This window comes from Janthinobacterium sp. CG3 (assembly GCF_000344615.1).
GTDB lineage: Bacteria > Pseudomonadota > Gammaproteobacteria > Burkholderiales > Burkholderiaceae_D > Janthinobacterium.
Genome location: NZ_KB467824.1, coordinates 1727631 through 1752591 on the forward strand (window position 1 = coordinate 1727631; position 24961 = coordinate 1752591).

Consider the following 24961-nt stretch of genomic DNA (forward strand, 5'->3'; position numbering starts at 1 on the left):
GCGGAGGGCCGGGCAAATCGGCCGCGCCGGCGCGCGCCGTGGCCTGCGCCGCATGAAATTCGGCGCCCGACCGCCAAACACAATCCGGCGGCCGTTATTTGCAGTTTATCCCGCAAAAAGCGCCCCCTGTCGCAATCCCGTGGCGGCGGACCCGGCGCGCCGTTAAAGTTCACCCATACCCACTCCCCCCTGAAAGGAAATATCATGAAAGTTCTCAAAAACATGGAAATCGTCTTCACCGTTGCCGCCGCTCTTGCCTGCGCCGCCGCGTACGTCAGCGTCAGCCAGCCGCGGCAGCAAGCGCCGGCCGGCGCCATCGCCGCCCTGGCCGCCCCGGCCGCCAACGCCAATGCCGCCACGCCGATTCAAGTGGTGGTCATCCGCGGCAAACGCATGACCGCGCAAGAAAAAATCCAGTCGCTGCAGGAAGAACGCAAGGAAGCCATGCTGGCCCTAAATGAGAACAAGGCGTGATCGCCCCACCCGGCCCGGACGCCGGCCCGGGCGGAACCCCAGGCAGGCGCGCCGAGCGCGCGGCCGTCTGTTCGCCATTGAACATGAGCTTGTGCAAATAGTGTGTCAAATGTAAAGAGTTGCATCGGTTGCGCCAGCGCGCCCAACACCCCGCTATAGTCCATTTCAAGTAATAACGAAATGGAGACACGGATGAAACCCAATTTCTACGCAGCAGCAATGCTCGCCATCAGCTCGGCCGCCTTCCTGCCGACACAAGCGATGGCCCAAATCGACGTCAACATTGCCATCAGCGATGCGCCGCCCCCGCCCAGATTCGAAAGTGCGCCACAAGCGCGCCGCGGCTACGCGTGGGCGCCCGGATACTGGAACTGGGACGGCCGCCGCCACGTGTGGGCCGCCGGCCAGTGGCAGCCGGAGCGCCAGGGCAGCCAGTACCGCCCCGCCCAGTGGGTGCGCGAGAACGACGGCTGGCGCCTGAACCAGGGTGGCTGGGTCGCGCTGCAAGCCCATCCGGTGGCCGTCGACTACGTGCAAGTGGCGCCGCCGCCGCCACGCTATGAACGCACACCGCGCGCGCGCCACGGCTATGTCTGGTCGCCGGGCCATTGGGAATGGCGCGGCCGGCGCCACGCCTGGGTGGCCGGCAACTGGATCGCCGAACGCCGCGGCTACGTCTACCGCAACCCCGCCTGGGCCCAGCGCGACGGCCGCTGGTACATGGAACAGGGCCGCTGGTCGCAGCACGGCGGACGCGGCGATAGCGACCGCGACGGCATCCCGAACCGCTACGACCGCGACAACAATAATGTACCGGTGCGATACGAGCGCGAGCACGACCGCGACCGCGACGGCGTGCCCGACAGCCGCGACCACGACCGCGACAACGACGGCGTGCCGAACCACCGCGACCCGGACCGCGACAATGACGGCGTGCCGAACCGCTACGACAGCCGGCCGGATAATCCGCGCCGCAACTAATAGATGGCGCATGGCGGGCGCCCGGGGTCGAACCGCAAGGTCCGACCCCGTTTTTACGTCCGCAGCTTCGGTCCAGCCCAGCTCTTCTGTATTACAATCCCGGCACGATTGATAGCTCAGCAGGGATGGACATGGAGGTTGCAGATTTGAACTACGGGTCCGACCCCTCCGGCCTGGTGTGGGGCTTCCTGTTCGGCCGCGGCGCGCAGGTGCGGGCGCTCGACTCCGCCGCCGCGCTTGAGTGGCTCAGCCAGCCCGCCCAACAGGCGCCGGCCGAATTCATCTGGCTGCACTTCAACCTGGCCAACGCCGCCAGTGAAAACTGGCTGAAAAACCACGTCGTGCTGGCCGACGAGTTCTACGAAACCCTGCACGAGGGTTCGCGCTCGACCCGCATCGAACTGGCCGATAACAGCATGATCGCCGTCATCAACGACGTGCTGCATAATTTTTCCTTCGAGGCGTCCGACATTTCGACGCTCTGGCTCAGCGTCACCGAACGCGTCGTCATCAGCGCCCGGCGCGCGCCGCTCAGCTCGATCGAGCGGCTGCGCCAGGCGGTCACCGCCGGCGAGTCGATCCGCTCGGCGGCCGAGCTGCTGATCCACCTGCTGCGCGACCAGGCCGACGTGCTCGTCAACATCGTGCGCGTCGCCGTCGCCCGCGTCGACGACATCGAGGACAAACTGCTCGACGGGCGCGCCTTGCACAAGCGCGAAGACCTGGGCGCGCTGCGGCGCGTGCTGGTGCGGCTGCAGCGCCTGCTGGCGCCGGAGCCGTCGGCGTTGTTCCGCCTGCTGATGCGCCCGCCCGGCTGGGTGGCCGAACTCGACACGCAGGAATTGCGCCAGTCGACCGAGGAGTTTTCGGTCGTGCTCAGCGATATGTCCTCGCTGCAGGAACGCATCAAGTTGCTGCAGGAGGAAATCGCCGCCCGCGTCAGCGAGCAAAACAACCGCAGCCTGTACGTGCTGACCATCGTCACCGTGCTGGCGCTGCCGATCAACATCTTCGCTGGCATGCTGGGCATGAACGTCGGCGGCATTCCGCTGGCCGGGCATCCGCACGGCTTCCTGATCGTCGCCGTGGTCGTCCTCACCTTCACCGTCGCCGCCGGTCTGCTGGTGCTGCGGGTGCAAAAAAACCGCTGACGGCGCGACCGGCCAGGCCTGAAAAAACAGCCGGCGCGCGCCAACTAGACGACCGGTCTAATTATGCTGTACCATGTCTGCATGAGTTCAGAAAACAAAGACGTGCGCCAGCATATCCTCGACACCGGCATCGCCATTATCAGCGGCAAGGGCTTCGCCGCCGTGGGCCTGAACGAGATCTTGTCGAGCGCGAATGTGCCGAAGGGCTCCTTCTATCATTATTTTAAGTCGAAGGAGGCGTTCGGCGAGGCCCTGCTGGACAGCTATGTGGCCGGCTATCTGACCCAACTCGACCAGGCGCTGCGCCCGGACGGCAGCCCGGCGGCGCAACGCTTGATGGCGTACTGGGCCGGCTGGCTCGACACCCAGGACACCGCCTGCGCCGAAGGCAAGTGCCTGGTCGTCAAGCTGGCCGGCGAGGTGTCCGATATGTCCGAGGCGATGCGCATGGCGCTGTTGCGCGGCACCACGATGATTTGCCGCCGCCTGGCCGCCTGCATCGTCGACGGCGTCGCCGACGGCTCGCTGCGGGGTCCGTTCGACGCCGATCGCACCGCGCTGACGCTGTACCAGATGTGGCTGGGGGCGTCGCTGCTGACCAAACTCAGGCGCGACCGCAGCGCGCTGGAAACGGCGATGGTCGCCACACTGGGCTTGTTGAAGCTGGACCCAGGCAACCACGCCGACTGAATTAGCATGATTTTCGCAGGTCGGGTTAGCCGGAACGGCGTAAGCCGACTGGCGTCGGCAGCGGCTCGGCGTCGGATGACGCGATCCGCCTACGACACCCCCCGGGCCCGCCCCGGTATTTTTTCACCGCAGACTAGACGACCAGTCTAATTTAGGAGCAAGCATGCAGAATTTTGAATTTTACAATCCGACCAAAATCGTCTTCGGCGCCAACACCATCGCCACACTCGCGAAGCTGGTGCCCGAGGACGCCCGCGTACTGATGTTGTACGGCGGCGCAAGCGCCGAAAAGACCGGCACGCTTGCCGAGGTGCGCGCCGCGCTCGGCCAGCGCGTGGTGCGCGAATTCGGCGGCATCGAACCGAACCCGAGTTACGAAACGATGCTGCGCGCGCTGGCCCAGGTGCGCGAAGAGAAGCTCGACTTCCTGCTGGCGGTGGGCGGCGGCTCGGTAATCGACGGCACCAAGTTCGTCGCCGCGGCGGCCAGCTACGGCGGCGAGCCGTGGGACATCCTGCAAAGCGGCGGCGCCGTGGTCAAGGCAGCCCTGCCCTTCGGCAGCGTGCTGACGCTGCCGGCGACCGGCTCGGAAATGAACAACGGCGCCGTCATCACGCGCAAGTCCAAGCACACCAAGCTGCCCTTCCACAGCAGCCACGTGTTCCCGCGCTTTTCGGTGCTGGACCCGAGCAAGACCTTCACCCTGCCCACCAAGCAAGTGGCAAACGGCGTGGCCGACGCCTTCGTCCACATCGTCGAGCAGTACCTGACCTACCCGGCCGGCGGCATGGCGCAGGACCGCTTCGCCGAGGGCTTGCTGCAAACGCTGGTCGAGATCGCGCCGCAGGCGCTGGCCAAGCCGGACGACTACGAGGTGCGCGGCAACCTGATGTGGGTCGCCGCGCTCGCCCTGAACGGCCTGATCGGCGCCGGCGTGCCGCAGGACTGGGCCACCCACCTGATCGGCCACGAGCTGACGGCGCTGTACAACATCGACCACGCGCGCACGCTGGCCATCGTGCTGCCGTCGGTGTTGCAGTCGCAGCGCGAACACAAGCGCGCCAAGCTGCTGCAATACGGCGCACGGGTCTGGGGCATCGACGCCGGCAGCGAGGATGAGCGCATCGACGCCGCCATCCACGCCACCCGCGCCTTCTTCGAGGGCATGGGCATCGGTACGCGCCTGTCCGACTACGGCCTGGGCCGGGAAGCGGTCGACGCCGTCGTCGCGCAACTGGAGGCGCACGGCATGAGCGCGCTCGGCGAGCACAAGAACATCGACCTGGCCGCCAGCCGGGCCATCCTGACCGCTTCGCTGTAAGCCCACCGGACCACGTCCGCTTCCCGCCTCGGCTACACGGCCGAGGCGCGCTCGCGAACCGCATCGCCTTAAAAAATTCGCTACCATGTCCCATGTCAACCCCACCCAAGGAGTAACAAGATGAATGTATTAATGGTTTTGACTTCGCACGACCAGCTCGGCGACACCGGCCGCAAAACCGGCTTCTGGCTGGAAGAGTTCGCCGCGCCCTATTATGTGCTGAAGGATGCCGGCGCGACGGTCACGCTGGCCTCGCCGCTGGGCGGCCAGCCGCCGCTGGACCCGAAAAGCGACGAAGCCGACGCGCAAACCGACGCCACGCGCCGCTTCAAGGACGACCCGGCGGCGCAGCGCGAGTTGGCCGCCACGCTAGCGCTGGGCACAATCTCCGCGGCCGGCTACGACGCCGTGTTCTACCCGGGCGGCCACGGCCCGCTGTGGGACTTGGCCGAAGACAAGGCCTCAATCGCGCTGATCGAGGCGATGCAGGCGGCCGGCAAACCGGTCGCGGCGGTGTGCCACGCGCCCGGCGTGCTGCGCCACGTCAAGGGCGTCGACGGCGCGCCGCTGGTCAAGGGCAAACAGGTCACCGGCTTCACCAACACCGAGGAAGACGCGGTCGGCTTGAGCAAGGTCGTCCCCTTCCTGGTCGAAGACGTGCTCAAGGAGAACGGCGGCATCTATTCCAAAGGCGCCGACTGGGCCTCGTACGTGCTCACCGACGGCATCTTGATCACCGGCCAGAACCCGGCCTCGTCCGAGGCCGCCGCCGAGGCGCTGCTCAAGCTGCTGGCCCAGTCTAGATAATCAAACCAACGGCGTCACCCCGGGGCCGGAGCTGGAGGTCCGACCTTCTCGCCTCGACCCCGGCTCCGGCCCTGGATTGGTTTCAGCGTTGCCGGCCCGCGCGCCCCAGATCAAGTTGCGAGCTAGCATTCTTCCCGCCGTCCCCCTTGCTTGGCTATAATAAAAACAACTTACCGATTTGAACATTGGCGCAGCCTCGGGGACCGGAAAAATGGCAGATCACGAAATCGCGAAACCCACCAAAAACGTCTACAACCTGTTCACCCCCAAGGAACGCACCTTGTGGCACAAGGCGCGCGAAATCGGCCAGGAAATACTGATCATCGTGGTCGCGGTCAGCGCCAGCATCTGGCTGTACAGCATCGCCGCGCACCGTCAGGAGCAACAACAGGTGCAAAGCTTTCTGCTCGGTTTGAAAAGCGACCTGCAAGGCGATCTGGTCCGGCTCAACGAAGTCATCGCCGGCAAGCGCGCCGTCGACGCCAACTACCAATATCTGGCCGCGCTTGACGCCAACGACACGCCCGCCAAGGCCAGGCTGGACGCCGCCATGGCGCTGACGGCCGGCGATATCGCGTTTTCGCCCCAGTTGGGCCGCTACGAGGGCTTCAAGTCAAGCGGCAAGCTGATGAATATCGACAACGAGGCGCTGCTGGAAAGAATCCTCGCCCTGTACCAGCACAAGCTACCGCAGATCCAGTCCGCCGAAGGAGGCTGGAACACGGTTGAACGCCATTTCCTCGACTATATGGACGACGGCGTCGACGCCGCCGCCGCCGGCGCCGATACGCGCCTGAGGCTGCTCACCGCGGCCAAGGGCCGGCGCCTGCTTGCGCGCATGGCGCAACTGAACCAGCGCTATGACAGCTATCAAGCCTACGCAGCGCTAGGCAAACTCATCATCAATGATATCGAGCAAGCCTATCCCGGCGCCAAGGGCACGCCGTCCCGTTGACCACCGCCATGACAGCATTCGAGCAACTGAGCGCCGCCGCGCACCACGGCGAACGCGTGCGCGCGCGCCGGCTGGCCAAGAGCGCCGCCATCCCCGAAGCGCAGGCGCTCAGGCGGACCCTGGAACAGGTGGCCGGCGCGCCGGGTTTGCCCGCGCTGCTGGCCGCGCGCGCACAGGCGCGCGAGGCCGACGCCGGACGGCGCGCCGCGAAGCGCCGGCAACAGGCCGACAAGCTGGCCTCGAAACAAGCCGGCAACGCGGCGCCGGCGACGGCCTGGCAAGCCTGGTTCGACGGCTCGGCCCACCCGAACCCGGGGCGCATCGGCATCGGCGCGCTGCTGGCCGGCCCGGCCGGCGAACGCGTTGAAATCAGCCGGCGCGCCGGCCACGGCAATAGCGGCGAAGCCGAATACAGCGCCCTGCTCGCCTTGCTGGAGGCGGCCGTGCTGGCGCAACCGGCCGAACTGGTGGTGTACGGCGACAGCCGCGTCGTCATCGACGATGTTAACCGCGTGACGGCGGGCGCGGCGACGCTGGCGCCGCAGCGCGGCCGCGCCGACGCCTTGATCGCGCAATTGCGCCGGGTGACGCTGCAATGGATTCCGCGGCACAGGAACGCCGCGGCCGACCGCTTGTCGCAGCAAGGCGTCGGCATGGCCGACAGCGGCGACGCCGACTGGGCCGGCGACGCGGCCCCGTGAAGCCCGCAACGCTTACGCGGCGAGGCGTTCGACCAGTCCCATTTCCGGGCTCGACATCAATTGGTCGATGTCGATCAGGATCAGCATGCGCTCGTCCAGCGTGCCCAGGCCGATCACATAATCGGTGTCGAGGGCCTGGCCCATGTCCGGCGCCTCCTTGATTTGCCCGGGCAGCAGCGTCGTCACGTCGGAGACGCGATCGACCACCATGCCGACGACGCGGTGGCCGATGTTGAGGATGATGACGACGGTAAACTGGTCGTAGCTGGGCGCGCCCAGGTTGAACTTGATGCGCATGTCGACGATCGGCACGATGATGCCGCGCAAATTGACCACGCCCTTGACGAACGCGGGCGCGTTGGCGATGCGCGTCGGCGCCTCGTAGCTACGAATCTCGCTCACTTTTTGAATGTCGATGCCGTACTCTTCCTGGCCCAGCGTGAACGCCAGGTACTCGGCGGCTTTGGCGCACGCGGCGTCGGCGTTGGCGGCGACGCGGCCTTGATGGGCGTCGCGGGAAGTGTTGCTCATTGTCGATTCCTTGAATAGGTCGCCGCCGCGCCACGCGGTGGCGGGAATGGCGGCGGCAGGCGGTGCGCGGTACAAAACCGGGCCGGTTAATTGCCGATCGGCAATGTTACCGCAAATGGAAAGGCTTTCCTAGCGAAATAATTCCTCCCAGCAATTGCACGCTGGGCCGGCGGCCGGCCCGACACGCGCCAAGCCAGGCCGCCGACCGGCGCCGCGCTTAGCGCAGGTGCGGGAATTCGGCCGAATAGGCGAACTCCATGGCGCAGGGGACGCCGCGGCACAGGCCCGGCTTGTATTTTTCCGCCATCAGCACCGTGGCCGCCAGTTTGCTGGTTTTGTCGCCGGGCGAACGCAGGATCTCGACCGCGCTGGCGTCGCCCCTGCTGTCGACCCTGACCACCATCCGCAGCGGCCCCCGCTCCGGCAAGCGCCGCTGGGCCGCGCGGATGCTGTTTTGCAGGCGCGCCATGCCGTTGGCGGGGAACGGCGGCTCGTCGTCGGCCGCCATGCCGTGGTAGGCGGCGCGCCGGGCGCGCTTGTCCTCGACGCTCAAGTCGGTGTAGCGGCGCTTCGGCGCCACCCCGCCGGCCGCCGCGTCGCGCCGTATATACGGCCCGGTGCGGGCTTCGCCGTCGCGCAGCGTGAACTGGGCGGGCGTGTCGTCGATGCCCTTCGCATGCTGGCAACACAGAACAAGCGCGGCCGCAACACAGGCGAAAATTCGCATGTTCATTTCCTTGGGATATTAACGTACATCAGCAATAGTTACATTTTGCTTAATATTAGTGGAATTTGCAAATTTATAATGTATCCGTGGTCGGCGCGCATGTCGCCGCGCACATAAAAAAGACGCAAATAGCGTGCCGGACGGCCATTGAGTTGCGCCGTTTCATGCCACAATTACGCCGCACAATCATTCACGCGAGCAGACAAAAAACATGGATACACAGCTAAGCAATTGGCACCCGCGCCTGACCGCGCTGGCCGGCGGCGCCGTTGGCGAGGACGGCGCGCACGACCTCAACCATCTGCACCGGGTCTGGCGCAACGCCGCCATCTTGCTCGAGGAGCATCGCGGCGCCGACGCCCTGATCGTGCTGGCGGCCTGCTATTTGCACGACCTGGTCAATTTACCGAAAAACCATCCGCAGCGCCATTTGGCGTCGCGCCAGGCGGCCCGGCTGGCGCAGACGCGCCTGAGCGCGCTCGGCTTTCCGGTCGACAAGCTGGCCGGCGTCGCCCACGCCATCGAGACCCACAGTTTTTCCGCCGCGCTGACGCCGGAGACGATCGAGGCGAAGATCGTCCAGGACGCCGACCGCATCGACGCGCTCGGCGCCGTCGGCTTGGCGCGCATGTTCTACACGGCCGGACGCATGGGTTGCGCGCTGGCGCACGCCGACGACCCGATGGCGCTGCACCGCGAGCTCGACGACCGCGCCTTTTCGCTCGACCATATTGAGACCAAGCTGGCCACGCTGCCGGGCAAGATGCAAACCGGCGCAGGGCGGCGCTTGGCGCAGGCCCGGCTCGCCCTGTTGACGGCCTTCCGCGACGACTTCATCAACGAGTGGGCCACCAGCCCGGCCACGCCCTGAGGCGCGGCCGCCTGCGCCGCGCCGCCCCCCGAACCACTACTTCGACCTTATGACACCTGACACCAGCGGCACCAGCGGCACCAACGGCACCAGCCATACGCGCGACGACGCCAGCGCCGCGGCCGCGCCCGCATCGGCCGGCAACCTCAATTTCGTCCTGGTCTGCGTCTTCATCGACATGCTCGGCATCGGCCTGGTGGTGCCGGTGCTGCCGATTCTGGTGGGCGAGTTCGTCGCCGGCCGCGACGCCCAGGCGCTCTGGTTCGGCGTGCTGGCGGCCGTCTTCGGCTTGCTGCAATTCGTCTTCATGCCGATGCTGGGCGCCATCAGCGACCGCGTCGGGCGGCGCCCGGTGCTGATGTACTCGATGGCCGGCATGTGCCTGAACTTCCTGGCCACCGGCTTGGCGCCGAACCTGGCCTGCCTGTTCATCGGCCGCGTCATCGGCGGCATCTCGTCGGCCAGCATGTCGGTCGCCTCGGCCTACGCCTCCGACATCTCGACGCGCGAGAACCGCGCCAAGAGCTTCGGCAAGGTCGGCGCCGCCTTCGGCCTGGGCTTCATATGCGGGCCGATGCTGGGCGGCCTGCTCGGCTCGGTCAACCTGCAACTGCCGTTTTTCGTCGCCGCCGCGCTGTCGGCCGGCAACCTGTTGTACGGCTATCTGTACGTGCCGGAATCGCTGGCGCCGGCGCAGCGCGCGCCGTTCAAGCTGACGGCCGTCAACCCGTTCGCGGCGCTGGCCAAGCTGGGCCGGCGCACCGAAATCCGCGGCCTGGTGGTGGCCTTCGGCATCATGACCTTCGCCCAGATGATGTTGCAGTCGACCTGGGTGCTGTACACCCACTTCCGCTTCGACTGGAGTCCGCGCGAAAACGGCATCGCCCTGTTTTGCGTCGGCCTGTGCGCGGCGGTGGTGCAGGCCGCGCTGCTGGGGCCGCTGATCAAGCGCTTCGGCGAAGTCCGCCTGGCGCTGCTGGGCATGAGCTCCGGCTGCATCACCTTCCTGCTGTACGGCCTGGCGACCGAGGGCTGGATGATGTACGTATTCATCCTGTGTAACCTGCTGGCGTTCGCCGCCGCACCCGCGCTGCAGGGCCTGATTTCGAAGTCGGCCGAGGCGCACGAACAGGGCGAGTTGATGGGCTCGCTGCAATCGATCAGCAGCCTCGGCGTCGTCGTCATGCCGCTGGTGGGCAGCGTGATCCTGGGCGAGGTGAGCCACCTGCCGGCCAACGACTGGCGCATCGGCAGCAGCTTTTTCGTCTGCTCGGCGATGCAGGCGCTGGCCATCGTCGTGGCTTGGCGCTATTTCGACGCGCGCCGGGCGGCGCGCGAACTGGCGCCGTGACGGCGCGCCAAGATCGTGCGATTTAACAACAAATCGACAACGATACACAGAGCACAGCGCAGTCCCGATTCCGCGTCACCGCATGGATGCACAGCTATGGCACACTCTTCCTCCCCTTTGCGCCGCGCGCTGGCCTTATTCGGCCTGGCGGCGCCCCCGCTGGGCTGGGCCGATTGCTCGCGCGACATCATCGTGCCGGTCGCGCCGATCGGCCTGAGCGTCGTCGTCAGCCCGAACGCCATCGGCGGCATCTATCCGCAGCTGCTGCGCGGCCTCGGCGCCAAGGCCGCTTGCAACGTCGTCTTCTCGGCGGCGTCGCGCGCCCGCCTCGAAGTGATGTACGAGATCGGCTCGGCCGAAGTGCTGATTCCGGCCAGCGGCACGCCGCGGCGCGACCAGCACGGCCGGTTCGTGCCGCTGCTCGGCAACCGGCCGCCGCTGATCTCGGTGCACAGCGCGCGCGCGCCGATCCACAGCGTGCAGGACTACCGTGCGGAGATTTTGTTCGGCAACATCCGGCCGCGCTGAACAATGCCCAGCCACGTCGTCGCCATCGTCCTCTTCGCGGCCCTGCTACACGCCAGCTGGAACGCCATCGTCAAGGCCGGCAAGGACACCTTCCTGACGACCGTGCTGGTGGCCGCCGGGGCCGCCATGATCGCGGCGCTGGGCTTGCCGATGCTGGCGCCGCCGGCGCCGGCCAGCTGGCCCTTCCTGGCGGCCTCGGCGTTGGCGCAACTGGCCTACTACGCGCTGCTGGCGGCGGCCTACCGCGGCGCCGACATGAGCCAGGCCTACCCCCTGATGCGCGGCAGCGCGCCGTTGCTGGTGGCGCTGGCCAGCGGCCCGCTGATCGGCGAGCACCTGTCGGCCCGGCAGGCGCTGGCCGTCGCCTGCATCTGCGCCGGCATTCTCGGCCTGTATGTCGGTGGCGCCGCGAAGGGCGCGGCGGCGCGCCGCGGCAGCGCGTACGCGCTGCTGAACGCCGGCGTGATCGCCGCCTACACGCTGATCGACGGCGTCGGCGTGCGCCGCTCCGGCGCACCGGCCGCCTACACGATGTGGATTTTCCTGCTGACCGGCGGCGCGCTGCTGGGCTGGACCCTGGCGACCCGCCGCGCCGCGCTGTTGGACTATGCGCGCGGCAACTGGCGCCTAGGTGCGCTCGGCGGCGCCGGCACGCTGGCCTCCTACGGCCTGGCGCTGTGGGCGATGACGCAGGCGCCGGTGGCGAGCATCGCGGCGCTGCGCGAAACGGCGATCCTGTTCGCCCTCGCCATCGCTGGCGTTTTCCTGCGCGAGACAATCAGCCCGCGCCGCTACGTGGCCATCGGCCTGGTCGCCTGCGGCGCGGCGGCGATGCGGCTGGCATGAGCTTGCCGGAAAGCGACGCCCGACGTCGCGTACGGCAAGCAATGCGACACCGCGCCGGCTAAACCTCGCTCTGCTTCCAGCACGAACACCAGAACCACAAGTTTGGCATTGCACGGGACGGGGAGCAGCCGGCGTTTGCGGTCCCGCATCGGCAATGATCCGGCGCAAGCGCTTGACAGACCGGCGGCAAACTGCAACCATACCGCCATGAAATCATTTGAATCACATCGCGCTTGCTTGAATTGGTGGTCCCGCTCTCAGCGCGCGGCCACTTCATTGTGATGTGATTTTTTATCAACGCCGCCTCGATCAGGTGGCGTTGTTGTTTCGCGCGGCTTGATGGGGGCGACCGAAAGGAACCCCGATGAGCTTGCCAACCCAGCCTACTTCCCCGTCCGTCATCCTGACCGGCGACCGCCCGACCGGTCCGCTCCACCTGGGCCACTTCGTCGGCAGCCTGCGCAACCGCGTCGCCTACCAGCACGACTACCGGCAATACATCATGCTGGCCGACGCCCAGGCGCTGACCGACAACATGGACGACACCGGCAAGGTGCACCGCAACGTCGTCGAGGTGGCGCTGGACTACCTGGCCGTCGGCATCGACCCGGCCAAGTCGACCATCCTGATCCAGTCGCAGATTCCGGAACTGGCCGAGCTGACCTTTTATTACCTGAACATCGTCACCGTCGCCCGCCTCGAACGCAACCCGACGGTCAAGGAAGAGATCCGCCTGCGCGGCTTCGAGCGCGACATCCCGGCCGGCTTCCTGACGTATCCGGCCAGCCAGGCGGCCGACATCACCGCCTTCAAGGCGTCGCTGGTGCCGGTCGGCGAGGACCAGATCCCGATGATCGAGCAGACCAATGAAATCGTGCGCCGCTTCAACCGCGTCGCCGACCGCGAAGTGCTGGTCGAGTGCAAGGCGCTGGTGCCGGAAATCGGCCGCCTGCCCGGCATCGACGGCAAGGCCAAGATGAGCAAGTCGCTCGGCAACACCATCAACCTGGGCGCCAGCGCCGACGAGATCCGCGCCGCCGTCAAGAAGGTCTACACCGACCCGCTGCACCTGCGCGTGCAAGACCCCGGCCACGTCGAGGGCAACGTCGCCTTCACCTACCTCGACGCCTTCGACCTGGACCCGGCCGGCCTGGCCGAGATGAAGGCGCACTACCAGCGCGGCGGCCTGGGCGACACCGTCGTCAAGGCCCGCCTGGAAGCGTGCCTGCAGGAACTGCTGGCGCCGATCCGCGCCCGCCGTGAAGAGCTGGCCAAGGACCGCGGCTACATCCTGCAAATCCTCAAGGAGGGCACCTACAAGGCGCGCGAAGTGGCGGCCAAGACCGCCGACGAAGTCAAGGCCGCGCTGGGTTTGAGCTACTTCTGATTTTTCGCCCGCCGCGCGCCTCACTAACAGGCGCGGCGCAAGCTTGGTTTTCCGGCGTCGGCGGCGGCTCCGCGTCGGCTTACGCTGCCGCTAATCCGACCTCCGATCGACGCCAGCGGTTTTGCTTAACTCCCCGGCAATTCCCCGCAGTAAGGTAAAATACCCGGCTCGTTCGTCCGCCCGTCCCCATTCAGTGAGAATCCGCATGCAAACCTTTATTATCGGCAAAGACGCCGCCCTCGAATCGACCATCGACACCATGCAGAAGAAGCTGGCGGCGCGCGGCTTCAAACTCAACGAGTCGTCGCTGCTGCACGAAGTCGACGGCATCTGGTCGACCCATATGAAGGACAACGACTGCCCGATGCTGTTCTCCAACGGCAAGGGCGCGACCGAGCTAGCGGCCCGCGCCAGCGCCTATGGCGAATTCTTCGAACGCCTCGGCACGCACTATTTCTGGACCCACTTCTACCTCGGTGAAACGCGCGCCAAGCGGCCGTTCGTGCATTATCCGCAAGAGCGCTGGTTCGCCCCGACCGAAGACGGCAAGTGGCCGGCCGGGATCCTCAACGCCGACCTGCACGCCTTCTACAACCCCGAAGGCGACATCGGCGACGACGTGCTGGTCGACCTGAACTCGGGCAACGTCGAGCGCGGCATCTGCGCGCTGCCGTACACCCGCCTGCGCGACGACAGCCAAGCCCTGATCCCGGTCAACATCATCGGCAACTTGTACGTCAGCAACGGCATGGCCGCCGGCAACACGCTGATGGAGGCGCGCACCCAGGCGCTGTCGGAAATTTTCGAGCGCGCCATCAAATACCGCATCATCGCCGAAGGCCTGTGCCTGCCGGAAGTGCCGGACGAGGTCATCGCCCGCTTCCCGAGCATCCAGGCCGGCATCGCCGGTTTGCGCAAGGCCGGCTTCGGCATCCTGGTCAAGGACGCCTCGCTGGGCGGCAAGTACCCGGTGATGAACGTGACGCTGGTGCATCCGAAGGACCAGGGCGTGTTCTCCAGCTATGGCGCGCACCCGCGCTTTGAAATCGCGCTGGAGCGCGCCATGACCGAATTGCTGCAGGGCCGCGCGCTCGACTCGCTGGAAGGCTTCCCGGAGCCGGGCTTCGACATGGACGAGATCAACGCCGTCGCCAACCTGGAAATCCACTTCGTCGATTCGAGCGGCGTGATCAGCTGGAACTTCATGGGCGACACGCCGGACTTCCCGTTCGCCGACTGGAACTTCAGCAACACCACGGCCGAAGACTACCAGTGGCTGGTCGACTGCATCCACGGCGAAGGCAAGGATATCTACGTCGCCGACTTCAGCGAGCAAGGCGCGTATAGCTGCCGCATCCTGGTGCCGGGCATGTCCGAAATCTATCCGGTCGAAGACCTGGAATGGGAAAACAACAGCATCGGCAACGGCATGCGTTCGCAACTGGTGCGCCTGCACGACTTGAGCGAGGACGAGGCCGAGGCATTGCTGGCCGACTTGCAAACGTCGAACCTGAACGACGAGCGGCCGCTGTGGGAAGTGCTGGGCCTGGCCGTTCCGCTGGGCACGCCGTGGAAACAGTTGCGCATCGGCGAACTGAAGACGCTGCTGGCCTTGGCGGTCGGCGACAAGGAAGCGATCCTCGAAGGTTGCGACTGGATCCACCACTTCAAGGATCTGGCGCCGGCGCGCCGCCTGGTGTACCGCTGCATCGAAAGCATCCTCAACGTCGGGGACGTGGACAACTACCGCCGTTCGCTGGTCATGCTGTACGGCGCGGAAACCGTGCGCCAGGCCGAAGCGCTGCTGGAGCGCAGCGAGCGTTTCTTCGGCCTGGAAACCCTGGGCGTGGATTTCGAAGGCAGCGCGATGCACCAGACGCTGCTGGCGGCCTACGACAAGCTGTTCGCGGCCGACCGCTAAGCGTGGGCGACGCGGCGCCGGGCTGGGGCCTGCCCTACTGGGTGGCGGCGACCTACCTGTTCGCCAGCGCGCTGTGCTTCATCGCCTACGCCGTCGACAAGTCCGCCGCCAAGGCGAAGCGCCGCCGCACGCCGGAGCGCACGCTGCTGCTGCTCGGCCTGGCCTGCGGCTGGCCCGGCGCCGTGCTGGCGCAGCAGTGGCTGCGGCACAAGTCGAGCAAGGCCTCGTTTCGCTGGAAGTTTTGGGGGACGGTGGCGCTGAACGTGGCCGCGTTGGCGGCCGTCGGCTATGCGGTGCCGGCCCGTTGAACGGGCCGCTGGCGGCATACCTACCCAGGGCAAAGAGCCGGGGTCGGACCTGAAGGTCCGCCCCCGGGCTGACGCCCTTGCTTTTCATCGGCTCGACGTCGAGGCCGGCTAGGCTTGCTTCTTGAAAATCGGGTCGACGATGAATTGCTGCGCCTTGATGCGCAAGTCGCGCTCCTCGTCCAGCTCGGCCTTCACTTCGCCCAGTTCGTCGCGCTCCGCTTCCAGCAAGACTTTGGTGGCGGCCAGCTCGGCTTCGACGCGGCCCATCCCCTCCAGCCGCAGTTGCGCTTCGATCAACTCGGCGCGCGCCAGCTCGGCCGCCTCTTCCAGCCGGGGAATATCCTCCAACTTGAACTGCGCCTTGGCCAGGTCCATGCGCGCCTGCTCGGCCGCCGCCTCCAGCCGCGGCAGGCTTTCCAGGCGCAACTGCGCCTTCGCCAGATCGGTGCGCGCCTGCCCCGCCACCACGCGTTCGCGCTCCAGCTCTTCCTTCAAGGCCTCCAGCTCGCCGCTCTGGGTGTCGATCAACTCCAACTGGCGCTCGTTCTCCGTCGCCAGGTCGGACGCCTCCTGCATGTGCTCGGCCATCTCCCCCTCCAGCACGGCGCTGCTCGCGGCCACCTCTTGGCCGACGAAATCGAGTATCGCCCGCCGCAACACCGGCGACAGGTCGGCCACCGCCGCCACTTGGCGCTGCGTGGCCGATTTCTTGCGCTGCCACAGCTTGCTGATCGTTCCCAGGCATCCAATATTGCCCATCTGTTCGCGCAGCGCCCGCGAAGTCACCTTGACGCCATTGGCCTGGAGCGCCTCGGCGGCGGCGCCGACTTGCTCGGCGGTAATTTTTACTTCGCGTCCGATCATAATGTGCTCATCGAGTTGGTTAATGTTTGCTATCTTATATACGGCGTCAAAAGGCGTAAAGTTATTCTCGGTGATTATTACCATATCGCAACAAGAAAGCGCGCCGGCCGGCAACATGCGGCGCGCCGGCCGAAAAAACTACAGGAAGCGGGAAACGGCGTGCAGCGCCAGGCCGACCAGGCCGCCGACCAGGGTGCCGTTGATGCGGATATACTGCAGGTCCTTGCCGACGTGCAGTTCGAACTTGCGCGCCACCGTGTCGGCGTCCCAGTTGCCGATGGCGCGCCGGACCACCGCCACGATCACGTCGCGCCGCTCGACGACGGTGTCGACCAGCACCGCCCGAATCCACACGTTGAGCTTGCGGCGGATCGCCGCGTCGTCGCTCAGCGCCCGGCTGAACACCCGCAGCGCCTGCTCGGCGCCGCCGGCCAGGCGCGAATCGGCCGCCGTCGCGTCGGCCAGCAGGCGCTGCTTGACATCCCGCCAAACCTGGCCGGCGTAGCCGCGAAACAGCGGATGGCCGAGGCTGTGGCCGACCAAGCCTTGCAACTTCTCTTCGTACTCGGGCGAGGTGGCCAGGTTGGCGATCAACTCCTCGGTGGCGCTGTGGAAGCGCGCGCGCCACTCGCTGTCCGCGCCCTGGATTTCACCCAGGATCGCCTGCACGCCCTCCATCAGGCGCTCGAAGAATTTTTCGTCGACCGCCTTGGGCAGCCAACGCGGACTGTTTTCATGGACTTTTTGGCGGATGTACGGGCGGTTCTCCTCCAGCGCCCGCGCGACGATGCCGAGGATCCGTTCAAGCAGCACGTGGTGCTGGCCGCCGGCCACCAGCACCGCCAGCACCTGCGCCAGCAGCGGCGCAAACTTGACATCCTTCATCGCGCCGGACAGCGCGCTGCGCATGAAGCGGGCCGCCTGCTCGTCCTCGACCAGGCGCAGCAGTGCCGGCAGCGCCGCCGCCACCTGGCCGGCGATGGCGCGGGCGTTGCCGTCGCGCGCCAGCCAGCGCGCCGCCGCGCCGGCGAAGTCGACCCGCGCCAACTCCTCGCCGACCACCTCGCGCGTGAGAAAATTGTGTTCAAGGAAACTGGCGATGCTCTCGCCGATGCGCTCCTTGTTGCGTGGAATGATGGCGGTGTGCGGAATCGGCAAGCCGAGCGGATGGCGGAACAGCGCCGTGACGGCGAACCAGTCGGCCAGCGCGCCCACCATCGCCGCCTCGGCGAAAGCGCCGACGATGACGAAGGCCGGGTGGCGCGCCCGCAGCAGGCGCGAAACGACGAACAATACCGCCATCAGCACCAGCAAGCCGGTGGCGATGCCGCGCATCCTGTTCAGTTGGGCCAGCTGCTGGCGTTCTTGCATGATCTGCCTTCCGTCGGCGGCGCCGCTTCGTTCCGGCTATTCCAGCAGCAAGCCGTTTTCCGAGAGCAAGTCCTGGACCAGTTCCAGCCGCAACACCGGATTTTCCTGCACCAGCAGGCGCTGCTTCTGGCCGACGTCGAGCGACAGCAAGTCGCACCAGCGATTGGCAACCCAGCCGCACTCGTCGAGTTTGAACGGCGGCGCCAGCGGCATCTTCGCCGCGGCAATCTGACGTTGCTGCAATGAACGGATCAGCGCGCCGAGGGCGTTGGCGACGTTTTGCAGCTCGGGCGGAATGGCCACGACCTTGTCCGGCGCCAGCATCCGCACCTCGGCCATCCACAGGCCGTTCTTCAGGCGCTCGCTGGCGCGCAGGCGGAAACGCTCGGCGCCAACGCACCGCACGTGCAGCAGGCCGGCCAGCGGCGCGTCCCAGTCGACCACCCGGGCCAGCGTACCGACCTCGCTGAGCGTCTCCAACTGGTCGGGCTTGCGCACCTCGGCCCCGGCGAGCAGGGCGACGACGCCGAAGGGCTGGTCGGCGGCGATGCATTTACTGACCATGTCCAGATAGCGCACCTCGAACACCTGCAAGGGCAAGTGGCCGTCGGGAAACAGGACCGTATTGAGCGGGAACAAGGGAATCGATGCCATTGCCCATGATGGCACGAATGGACATTTCGTGCGCGCCGGCTGTTGGGCGAGCGCGACGCCGGCGCCGACCGCAAACCAGGGGCGTCACCCCTGGGTCAGCGGCGCTTGGGCGTTTAGCGGTAGAAGCGGCGCTTGCCGGCGCGCTCGGCCGCTTTCGGCGCCATGTCCTTGAGTACTTTCTTGACCACGGTGCCGCCGGGCGCCGTCGCCGGCACCCGGTGCTCCGCCTCGAAGTCCGGCTCGTCGATGCGGCGCAGGGTTTGCCGGGTCAGCGCTTCGACCGCCGCCAGCAGCTCGACCTCGTCGGCGCACACCAGCGAAACCGCCTCGCCGCTGGCGCCGGCGCGGCCGGTGCGGCCGATGCGGTGGATGTAGTCTTCCGCCACGGTCGGCAGGTCGAAGTTGACCACATGCGGCAGATCGTCGATGTCGAGGCCGCGCGCGGCGACGTCGGTTGCCACCAGCACCTGCACGTCGGCCGCCTTGAAGCGGGCCAGCGCGCGCAGCCGGTTGGGCTGGGTCTTGTCGCCGTGGATGGCGTCGGCGCTGATGCCCTGCGCCAACAGGTGGCCGACCAGTTGCTCGACGCCCTTGCGGGTTTTCACGAATACCAACACCTGGCCCCAGCGCTTTTTCTTGAGCAGGTGGCAAAACAATTCGGGTTTGCGCTTTTTGTCGCACGGAATCATCCACTGCTTGACGCTTTTGACCGTGCTGTTGCGCGGACTCACTTCAATGCTGAGCGGGTCGCGCAGCAGTTTGCCGGCCATGGCGCGGATCGGCTCCGAGAAGGTGGCCGAGAACAGCAGGGTCTGGCGCTGCTTCGGCAGCGCCGCGAAAATCTGCTCCAGTTCGCGCGAAAAACCCAGGTCGAGCATGCGGTCGGCCTCGTCCAGCACCAGCGTTTGCAATTGCTCGAATTTGATGGCGTTCTGGCCGTACAGGTCGAGCAGGCGGCCCGGCGTGGCCACCAGCACGTCCAACCCTTTGCGCAATTTGCTCAGCTGCGGTTCGATGGCGACGCCGCCGTAGGCGACGAAGCAGCGCAGCGGCAGGTTGCCGCCGTAGGTGCGGAAGCTTTCGTAGACTTGCTCGGCCAGTTCGCGCGTCGGCACCAGCACCAGCGTGCGCACCGACTGCGGCGCCACCTGCCCTTCCATGGTCAGGCGCTGCAACAACGGCAGCGCGAAGCCGGCGGTTTTACCGGTGCCGGTCTGCGCCGCGGCCATCAGGTCGCGCCCGGCCAGCACGGCCGGAATGGCCTTGGCCTGCACCGGCGTCGGCTTCTGGTAGCCGAGTTCGTCAAGTGTGCGCAGCAGGGGATCGATAAGGCCGAGGGAGAGGAACGTCATTGAATTTACAACCTTGAAAACAAATATTACGGTGTGGGAGCTGGCGCGCAGGGGGGGGCTGCGGCGCCCAAAGCAAGATTATAGGGCATGGCCGGCCCGCCGGGTTCGACGCCGACCTGCCGGCCGCACGCCTGCCCCGCCGCGCCGCGCCGGCATGACCCGGCGAGCCAAACGGCGCCTATCGGCCGCAGTCTGCGCAGAATGCTTGTATTATCGAAAGCAACACGATCCAATACAAGGCGCGGCGCACAACCACGGTAGCGAGGAAACGGCATGGCAACTTATGACTATATTATTGTCGGCGGCGGCTCGGCCGGCTGCGTGCTGGCGAACCGCTTGTCGGCCGACCCGGCGGTGTCGGTCTGCCTGCTCGAGGCCGGCCCGGCCGACACGCACCCCTGCATCCGCCTGCCGATCGGCATCGTGTTCATGATGCTCAGCAAGGTGCTGAACTGGCGCTACTACACCGAGCCGCAGGCGCAGCTGAACCAGCGGCGCCTGTACTGGCCGCGCGGCAAGACGCTGGGCGGCAGCAGTTCCAGCAACGCCATGGTCTACACGCGCGGCCACGCGCACGACTACGACCACTGGGCGGCGCTGGGCAACCCGGGCTGGAGCTACGCCGACGTGCTGCCGCTGTTCAAGCGCGCCGAACACCACGAGCGCGGCGGCAACGACTACCACGGCGTCGGCGGCCCGCTCAACGTCGCCGACCAGCGCTCGCCGAACCTGCTGTCGGCGGTCTATCTGAGCGCCGCGGTCGAGGCCGGCCACGTCCGCAACGGCGACTTTAGCGGCGCCAGCCAGGAAGGCGTCGGCCTGTACCAGTTGACGCAGAAAAACGGCGAGCGCTGGAGCGTCGCGCGCGCCTACCTGCACCCGGTGCGCGGGCGCGCCAACCTGACGGTGCTGACCGGCGCGCGCGCCGGCAAGGTGCTGCTCGAAGGCAAGCGCGCCTGCGGCGTGGCCTACGTCCAGCGCGGCCAGCGCGGCGACATCGGCGCCCGCCGCGAAGTGATCCTGTGCGGCGGCGCCATCAACTCGCCGCAATTGCTGATGCTCTCGGGCATAGGGCCGCGGCAGGAACTGCTGCGCCATGGCATCGCGCCGCTGCACGCGTTGCCCGGCGTCGGCCAGAACCTGCAAGACCACCTGGACGTGCTGGTGGTACACCGCTGCGTGCAACCGGTGTCGCTGGGCATCTCGCTGCGCAACGTGCTGGCGCAGGGCAAGCACCTGCTCAACTACCTGCTGTTTCGCCACGGCCCCCTGACCACCAACGGCGCCGAGGGCGGCGGTTTCATCAAAAGCGACGCCGCGCAGCCGATCCCCGACCTGCAATTGCACTTCACGCCGGCCCACCTGGACGACCACGGCCGCAACCTCTCGCGCGCCGCCTATACACTGTTCGGCCACGGCTATTCGCTGCACGTGTGCGACTTGCGGCCGAAAAGCCGCGGTCATATCGGCCTGAGCAGCGCCGAGCCGGACGCCGACGCCCGCATCGAACCGAACTATCTGTCCCATCCGGACGATATGGAAACGCTGCTGCGCGGCGTCAAGGCGGCCCGCGCGATACTTGGCGCCAGGGCCTTCGACCGCTTCCGCGGCGAGGAACTGTTCCCCGGCGCCGAGGCGCAAAGCGACGCGGCGCTGCGCGCCTTCATCCGCGCCAAGGCCGGCACCATCTACCACCCGGTCGGCACCTGCAAAATGGGCCACGACGCCATGGCCGTGGTCGACGCCGAACTGCGGGTGCACGGCATTGACGGACTGCGGGTGGTCGACGCCTCGATCATGCCGACTCTCATTGGCGGCAACACCAACGCGCCGACCGTGATGATCGCCGAAAAAGCCGCCGACCTGATCGCCCGGGCGCGGGCCGGCGAAGCGGCGCCGCGCCAGACGGCCGGCCTGAGTAACAGCGCCTGAGCGCCGGCGCCCGGCCCGGCCCGCTAGAACTTGATTTCCAGCGTGGCGCGCGCGACCATCGGGCTGGCGGCGGTGCCGCTGCGCGCCAGGCTGCCGTCGGCGTCGGTGTAACTGCTGGCGCTGAAGTCGTCCTGGCCCAGCAGGTTGGCCAGCGCCAGCCGCAGCCGGTGTTGCGGCGTGATTTTCCACAGCAGGTACAGGTCGACGTCGCGCCGCACCGCCGCGTAGGCGCGCTGCTGTTCGGAGATGCGCACCGCCCCGCCGTTGCGGAAGGCGAAGCTGGCGCCGGCGCTGAACGCCCCGCCCGCCGTCTTGTAGTCGATGCCGGCCACCGCGCTCAGCGGGGTTTGCTGGTCGAGCCGGTTGTCCGGCCCCGGCACCGCGTCGACGCGCGACCAGTTGCGGCTGACGCTGGCGCGCAGGTCGATCGCCGGCGCGCCGGCGAGCACCGCGCGCAGCGGCAGTTTGGCCTCCAGTTCGATGCCGCGGGTGACGGCGCGGCCGTCGTTGACCGGCGTCGACAGCCAGCGGCCGCCTTCCAACAGCAGGCCCTGGCGGGTGTAGCCGTCGATGCGCCGCAGCGACGCGCTCGCGCTCAGCAGCGCGCCGTCGGCCCAGTAGTGTTCGTAGGAGCCGTCCAGGCCCAGCGCCAGTTCCGGCTGCAGCCGCGGGTTGCCGCGCCGGTCGGGTTCGGTCTGGCTGTTGTTGAGCGAGGTGAAGCGGCGCGGGATCAAGCTGGCGGTCGTCGGCGCCTTGTAGGTGCGCGTCAACGCCAGGCGCAGCTGGTCTTTGCTGTTGGGTAGCTTCCACAGCGTGTGCAGCAAGGGACTCCAGACGCCGTTGCGCTGGCGCACCGTGTCGTAGAGCGCGCTTGCGCTGCGGGTGGCCTGGCCCTCCCAGCGCAGCCCGGCATACACCGACCAGCGCGGCGTGACGTTCCATTCGTCCTGGCCGTACAGCGCCAGCCGACCGACCGTGGCGCTGAAGTCCTCGTCGCTGTTGACCGGCGCGCTGCCCGGCAGGTCGCGCTCGCGCTGGCGCCGGCTGTCGTCGCGGCGGCTGGCGCCGGCGTCCCAGCCGGCCGACAACGCGTGGCGCTCGCGCAGCGGCGTGGCGTACTTGCCGGTGGCGCTGAAACCGCGTTCGGTCGAGACGGCCAGCACGCTGCTGTCGCGCGCCAACACGCCGCCGTTGCTGCCGGTGCTGCGCGTGGCGTTGCTGTTGTGGCCGGCGTTGGCGCCGATTTTGAGGTCGAGCTTGGCGCCGTCGGCCAGCGTGTGCGTCCAGCCCAGGTCGCTGCGGACGAAATTGCCGCGCCGGCTGCCTAGCTGCTCGTCGCGCTCGAAGGCCGGCGGGCGCCCCAGCTCGGTGGTCCGGACGCCCCGCCCGCGGCCGCTGTTGCGGTTGGCGTTGACAAAACTTTGCGAGCTCAGCGTGTCGCCGTTGGCCAGCGTCCAGTTCAGGCGCGGCGCCAGGTTCAGGTTGTCGTTGCGCCCGACGCCCTGGCCGCTGATACGCCGCAACAGGGTCGGCGTGCCGTCGGCCCCGGCGCCGCTCTCCACGGTGTCGCCGCGCTGGTCGAAGAAGTTGCGGTGCAGCGCCCCGGTCAGCGAATACGACATTGCGCCGGCGCGGTCGGACAGCTGCAGGTTGCCGGTCCCGCTGCGTTGGGTGCCGCCGCCGGCGTAGGCGATTTTCGCCTCGCGCTGGGCGTCCTTGATGGTTTTGCGCAGTACGATGTTAATCGTACCGGCGATCGCCTGGGTGCTGAATTCGGCGCTGGCCGCGCGCATGACCTCGATGCGCTCGATGAGCTCGGGCGCCAGCGCGTCGATGGAGAAGCCGGCCGGCGCGCGCTCGCCGTTGAGCAGGACCTGGGTATAGCCCGCGCCCAGGCCGCGCATGCGCACGCCGCCGCCAATGACGGTGACGCCCGGCACGCGCTTGAGCACGTCGAGCACCGAGGTGTCGCCGTAGCGCAGGATTTCCTCGCTGCCAACGACGGTCTTGCTGGCGGTGTCGTCGCGGCGCGGGTCGTAGCGGGCGCCGTTGATTTCGACCCGTTGCGGCGCCGGCGCGGCGGCCGGCTTCGTCGCCGCCTTCGTCGCGGGCTGGGGCGGCTGCGCGTGCGCCTCGGCGCCGGCCGGGGCCTGCTCGGCGTGGGCGCCGCACGCGGCCAGCGCGGCGGCGGCGATCGTCAAGCGGGCGGATAAGTGGCGGCTGGGCATAAATAACAATAGCGGTGAAGAAAATGCGGTATTGTCCGTCAGTTTGATCCGCTTGCATTAAGTTAAAGGAAATATTTCTTTAGATATGCACGGACGCCCCGCCGGATTGCTCCCAGCCCCGCGCCGCGCCGTTATAATTCGACTTCGTCTTTGTCAGAGGCCCTATCGTGTCCGATCGTCTTGCCGTTTTGCCGCAGTACCTGCTCCCCAAGGGGGCCTTGACCAATTTCGCCGGCCGCGTCGCCGGCGCCAGGGGGGGCGCGATGACGACCCGGCTGATCCGCTGGTTCGTCGGCCGCTACGACGTCAACATGGACGAGGCGCTCGATCCGCAGATCGCCAACTACGCCAGTTTCAACGAATTCTTCACGCGCGCGCTGCGCCCGGACGCGCGCCCGCTGGCGGCGGCCGACTACATTTGCCCGGTGGACGGGCGTATCAGCCAGTTCGGCCCGATCCGGGACGACCAGATCTTCCAGGCCAAGGGACACAATTTCAGCACCACCGCGCTGGTCGGCGGCGACAGCGAACTGGCCGCCAAGTTCCAGCACGGCAGCTTCGCCAACCTGTACCTGAGTCCGCGCGACTACCACCGCATCCATATGCCGTGCGACGGGCGCCTGACGCGCATGATCTACGTCCCGGGCGAGTTGTTCTCGGTCAACCCGACCACCGCGCGCGGCATTCCCGGCCTGTTCGCCCGCAACGAGCGCGTGGTCTGCGTGTTCGACACGGCCCAGGGCCCGTTCGTCATGACCCTGGTCGGCGCCACCATCGTCGGCAGCATGGCCACGGTCTGGCACGGCGTCGTCAATCCGCCGCGGGCGCCGTCGATTCGCAGCTGGAGTTACGAAGAGCGCGACATCCGCTTGAAAAAAGGCGAGGAAATGGGCCGCTTCCTGCTGGGCTCGACCGTCGTCATGCTGTTCCCGAAAGACACGCTGCATTTCAATCCAAGCTGGCAGCCGGCCGGCCCGGTGCGCCTCGGCGAGGCGATGGCGACGCTGTAG

At 67.3% G+C, this 24961-nt stretch carries 24 protein-coding genes; 17 read left to right on the top strand and 7 right to left on the bottom strand.

All coding sequences use genetic code 11. From position 1 onward, the window contains the following. Positions 1 to 204: 204 nt before the first annotated feature. The 8 genes from JANGC3_RS0107355 to JANGC3_RS0107390 all read left to right on the top strand — a co-directional run bounded on the left by JANGC3_RS0107355 (position 205) and on the right by JANGC3_RS0107390 (position 7080). Positions 205 to 474 carry a hypothetical protein gene (locus tag JANGC3_RS0107355; RefSeq protein WP_081611788.1) on the top strand — a complete coding sequence of 90 codons (270 nt, stop codon included), beginning with the start codon at positions 205 to 207 and terminating at the stop codon, positions 472 to 474. Between the two features lie 192 nt (positions 475 to 666). Then, on the top strand, positions 667 to 1455 hold the full coding sequence (locus JANGC3_RS34215; RefSeq protein ID WP_081611789.1) for a YXWGXW repeat-containing protein: 789 nt from the start codon (positions 667 to 669) through the stop codon (positions 1453 to 1455). A 125-nt stretch (positions 1456 to 1580) separates the two neighbouring features. Further along, the gene (locus JANGC3_RS0107365; RefSeq protein WP_017875840.1) at positions 1581 to 2606 is read left to right on the top strand and encodes a CorA family divalent cation transporter; all 1026 of its coding nucleotides are present in this window, start codon (positions 1581 to 1583) and stop codon (positions 2604 to 2606) included. A gap of 81 nt (positions 2607 to 2687) precedes the next feature. Next, the gene (locus JANGC3_RS0107370; RefSeq protein WP_017875841.1) at positions 2688 to 3296 is read left to right on the top strand and encodes a TetR/AcrR family transcriptional regulator; all 609 of its coding nucleotides are present in this window, start codon (positions 2688 to 2690) and stop codon (positions 3294 to 3296) included. A gap of 163 nt (positions 3297 to 3459) precedes the next feature. After that, positions 3460 to 4617: an iron-containing alcohol dehydrogenase gene (locus JANGC3_RS0107375; RefSeq protein ID WP_017875842.1), complete on the top strand. Its 1158-nt coding sequence runs from the start codon at positions 3460 to 3462 to the stop codon at positions 4615 to 4617. A gap of 120 nt (positions 4618 to 4737) precedes the next feature. Next, the gene (locus tag JANGC3_RS0107380; protein ID WP_026132682.1) at positions 4738 to 5424 is read left to right on the top strand and encodes a type 1 glutamine amidotransferase domain-containing protein; all 687 of its coding nucleotides are present in this window, start codon (positions 4738 to 4740) and stop codon (positions 5422 to 5424) included. Positions 5425 to 5635: 211 nt separating this feature from the next. Beyond that, positions 5636 to 6379 carry a hypothetical protein gene (locus JANGC3_RS0107385; RefSeq protein ID WP_017875844.1) on the top strand — a complete coding sequence of 248 codons (744 nt, stop codon included), beginning with the start codon at positions 5636 to 5638 and terminating at the stop codon, positions 6377 to 6379. Positions 6380 to 6387: 8 nt separating this feature from the next. Continuing rightward, the gene (locus tag JANGC3_RS0107390; RefSeq protein ID WP_035788369.1) at positions 6388 to 7080 is read left to right on the top strand and encodes a ribonuclease HI family protein; all 693 of its coding nucleotides are present in this window, start codon (positions 6388 to 6390) and stop codon (positions 7078 to 7080) included. Between the two features lie 12 nt (positions 7081 to 7092). On the opposite strand, the gene JANGC3_RS0107395 is transcribed toward JANGC3_RS0107390, so the two are convergent. Together JANGC3_RS0107395 and JANGC3_RS0107400 are read right to left on the bottom strand one after the other, a co-directional pair. Beyond that, the gene (locus tag JANGC3_RS0107395) at positions 7093 to 7611 is read right to left on the bottom strand and encodes a chemotaxis protein CheW (RefSeq protein WP_035788371.1); all 519 of its coding nucleotides are present in this window, start codon (positions 7609 to 7611) and stop codon (positions 7093 to 7095) included. A 217-nt stretch (positions 7612 to 7828) separates the two neighbouring features. Further along, entirely contained in the window at positions 7829 to 8338 is a 510-nt protein-coding gene (locus tag JANGC3_RS0107400) for a hypothetical protein (protein ID WP_157406500.1), read from the bottom strand. 211 nt (positions 8339 to 8549) lie between these two features. Here JANGC3_RS0107400 and JANGC3_RS0107405 point away from each other — a divergent pair, with 211 nt between their 5' ends. From JANGC3_RS0107405 to JANGC3_RS28655, 7 genes are all read left to right on the top strand, one after another. Next, positions 8550 to 9209 carry an HD domain-containing protein gene (locus tag JANGC3_RS0107405; protein ID WP_017875848.1) on the top strand — a complete coding sequence of 220 codons (660 nt, stop codon included), beginning with the start codon at positions 8550 to 8552 and terminating at the stop codon, positions 9207 to 9209. Positions 9210 to 9258: 49 nt separating this feature from the next. Next, positions 9259 to 10560 (top strand): MFS transporter, encoded by a 1302-nt coding sequence (locus tag JANGC3_RS0107410; RefSeq protein ID WP_017875849.1) that lies wholly within the window; start codon positions 9259 to 9261, stop codon positions 10558 to 10560. Between the two features lie 96 nt (positions 10561 to 10656). Next, positions 10657 to 11088 carry a hypothetical protein gene (locus tag JANGC3_RS28650; protein ID WP_157406502.1) on the top strand — a complete coding sequence of 144 codons (432 nt, stop codon included), beginning with the start codon at positions 10657 to 10659 and terminating at the stop codon, positions 11086 to 11088. 3 nt (positions 11089 to 11091) lie between these two features. Beyond that, entirely contained in the window at positions 11092 to 11934 is an 843-nt protein-coding gene (locus tag JANGC3_RS0107420) for an EamA family transporter (protein ID WP_017875851.1), read from the top strand. Positions 11935 to 12298: 364 nt separating this feature from the next. After that, positions 12299 to 13321: a tryptophan--tRNA ligase gene (gene trpS / locus JANGC3_RS0107425; RefSeq protein ID WP_017875852.1), complete on the top strand. Its 1023-nt coding sequence runs from the start codon at positions 12299 to 12301 to the stop codon at positions 13319 to 13321. Between the two features lie 205 nt (positions 13322 to 13526). After that, complete coding sequence (ycaO, locus tag JANGC3_RS0107430; protein WP_017875853.1) at positions 13527 to 15242, top strand: 30S ribosomal protein S12 methylthiotransferase accessory factor YcaO; 1716 nt, start codon at positions 13527 to 13529, stop codon at positions 15240 to 15242. 2 nt (positions 15243 to 15244) lie between these two features. Further along, positions 15245 to 15550, top strand: a complete 306-nt coding sequence (locus JANGC3_RS28655) for a DUF1294 domain-containing protein (RefSeq protein ID WP_017875854.1) — start codon at positions 15245 to 15247, stop codon at positions 15548 to 15550. A 108-nt stretch (positions 15551 to 15658) separates the two neighbouring features. Here the strand turns inward: JANGC3_RS28655 and JANGC3_RS0107440 are convergent, their stop codons facing one another. The 4 genes from JANGC3_RS0107440 to JANGC3_RS28660 all read right to left on the bottom strand — a co-directional run bounded on the left by JANGC3_RS0107440 (position 15659) and on the right by JANGC3_RS28660 (position 19791). Next, complete coding sequence (locus JANGC3_RS0107440; RefSeq protein ID WP_017875855.1) at positions 15659 to 16414, bottom strand: DNA-binding protein; 756 nt, start codon at positions 16412 to 16414, stop codon at positions 15659 to 15661. A gap of 138 nt (positions 16415 to 16552) precedes the next feature. Next, positions 16553 to 17785: a DUF445 domain-containing protein gene (locus tag JANGC3_RS0107445; RefSeq protein ID WP_017875856.1), complete on the bottom strand. Its 1233-nt coding sequence runs from the start codon at positions 17783 to 17785 to the stop codon at positions 16553 to 16555. Positions 17786 to 17821: 36 nt separating this feature from the next. Continuing rightward, on the bottom strand, positions 17822 to 18439 hold the full coding sequence (locus tag JANGC3_RS0107450; protein ID WP_017875857.1) for an LON peptidase substrate-binding domain-containing protein: 618 nt from the start codon (positions 18437 to 18439) through the stop codon (positions 17822 to 17824). A 113-nt stretch (positions 18440 to 18552) separates the two neighbouring features. After that, entirely contained in the window at positions 18553 to 19791 is a 1239-nt protein-coding gene (locus JANGC3_RS28660) for a DEAD/DEAH box helicase (protein WP_017875858.1), read from the bottom strand. 273 nt (positions 19792 to 20064) lie between these two features. Here JANGC3_RS28660 and JANGC3_RS0107460 point away from each other — a divergent pair, with 273 nt between their 5' ends. Beyond that, entirely contained in the window at positions 20065 to 21723 is a 1659-nt protein-coding gene (locus JANGC3_RS0107460) for a GMC family oxidoreductase (protein WP_017875859.1), read from the top strand. Positions 21724 to 21746: 23 nt separating this feature from the next. On the opposite strand, the gene JANGC3_RS28665 is transcribed toward JANGC3_RS0107460, so the two are convergent. Continuing rightward, a complete protein-coding gene (locus JANGC3_RS28665) occupies positions 21747 to 23924 on the bottom strand; it encodes a TonB-dependent receptor plug domain-containing protein (protein ID WP_017875860.1) in 2178 nt (725 codons plus the stop codon). A 194-nt stretch (positions 23925 to 24118) separates the two neighbouring features. Here JANGC3_RS28665 and asd point away from each other — a divergent pair, with 194 nt between their 5' ends. Next, the gene (asd, locus tag JANGC3_RS0107470) at positions 24119 to 24961 is read left to right on the top strand and encodes an archaetidylserine decarboxylase (RefSeq protein WP_035787558.1); all 843 of its coding nucleotides are present in this window, start codon (positions 24119 to 24121) and stop codon (positions 24959 to 24961) included.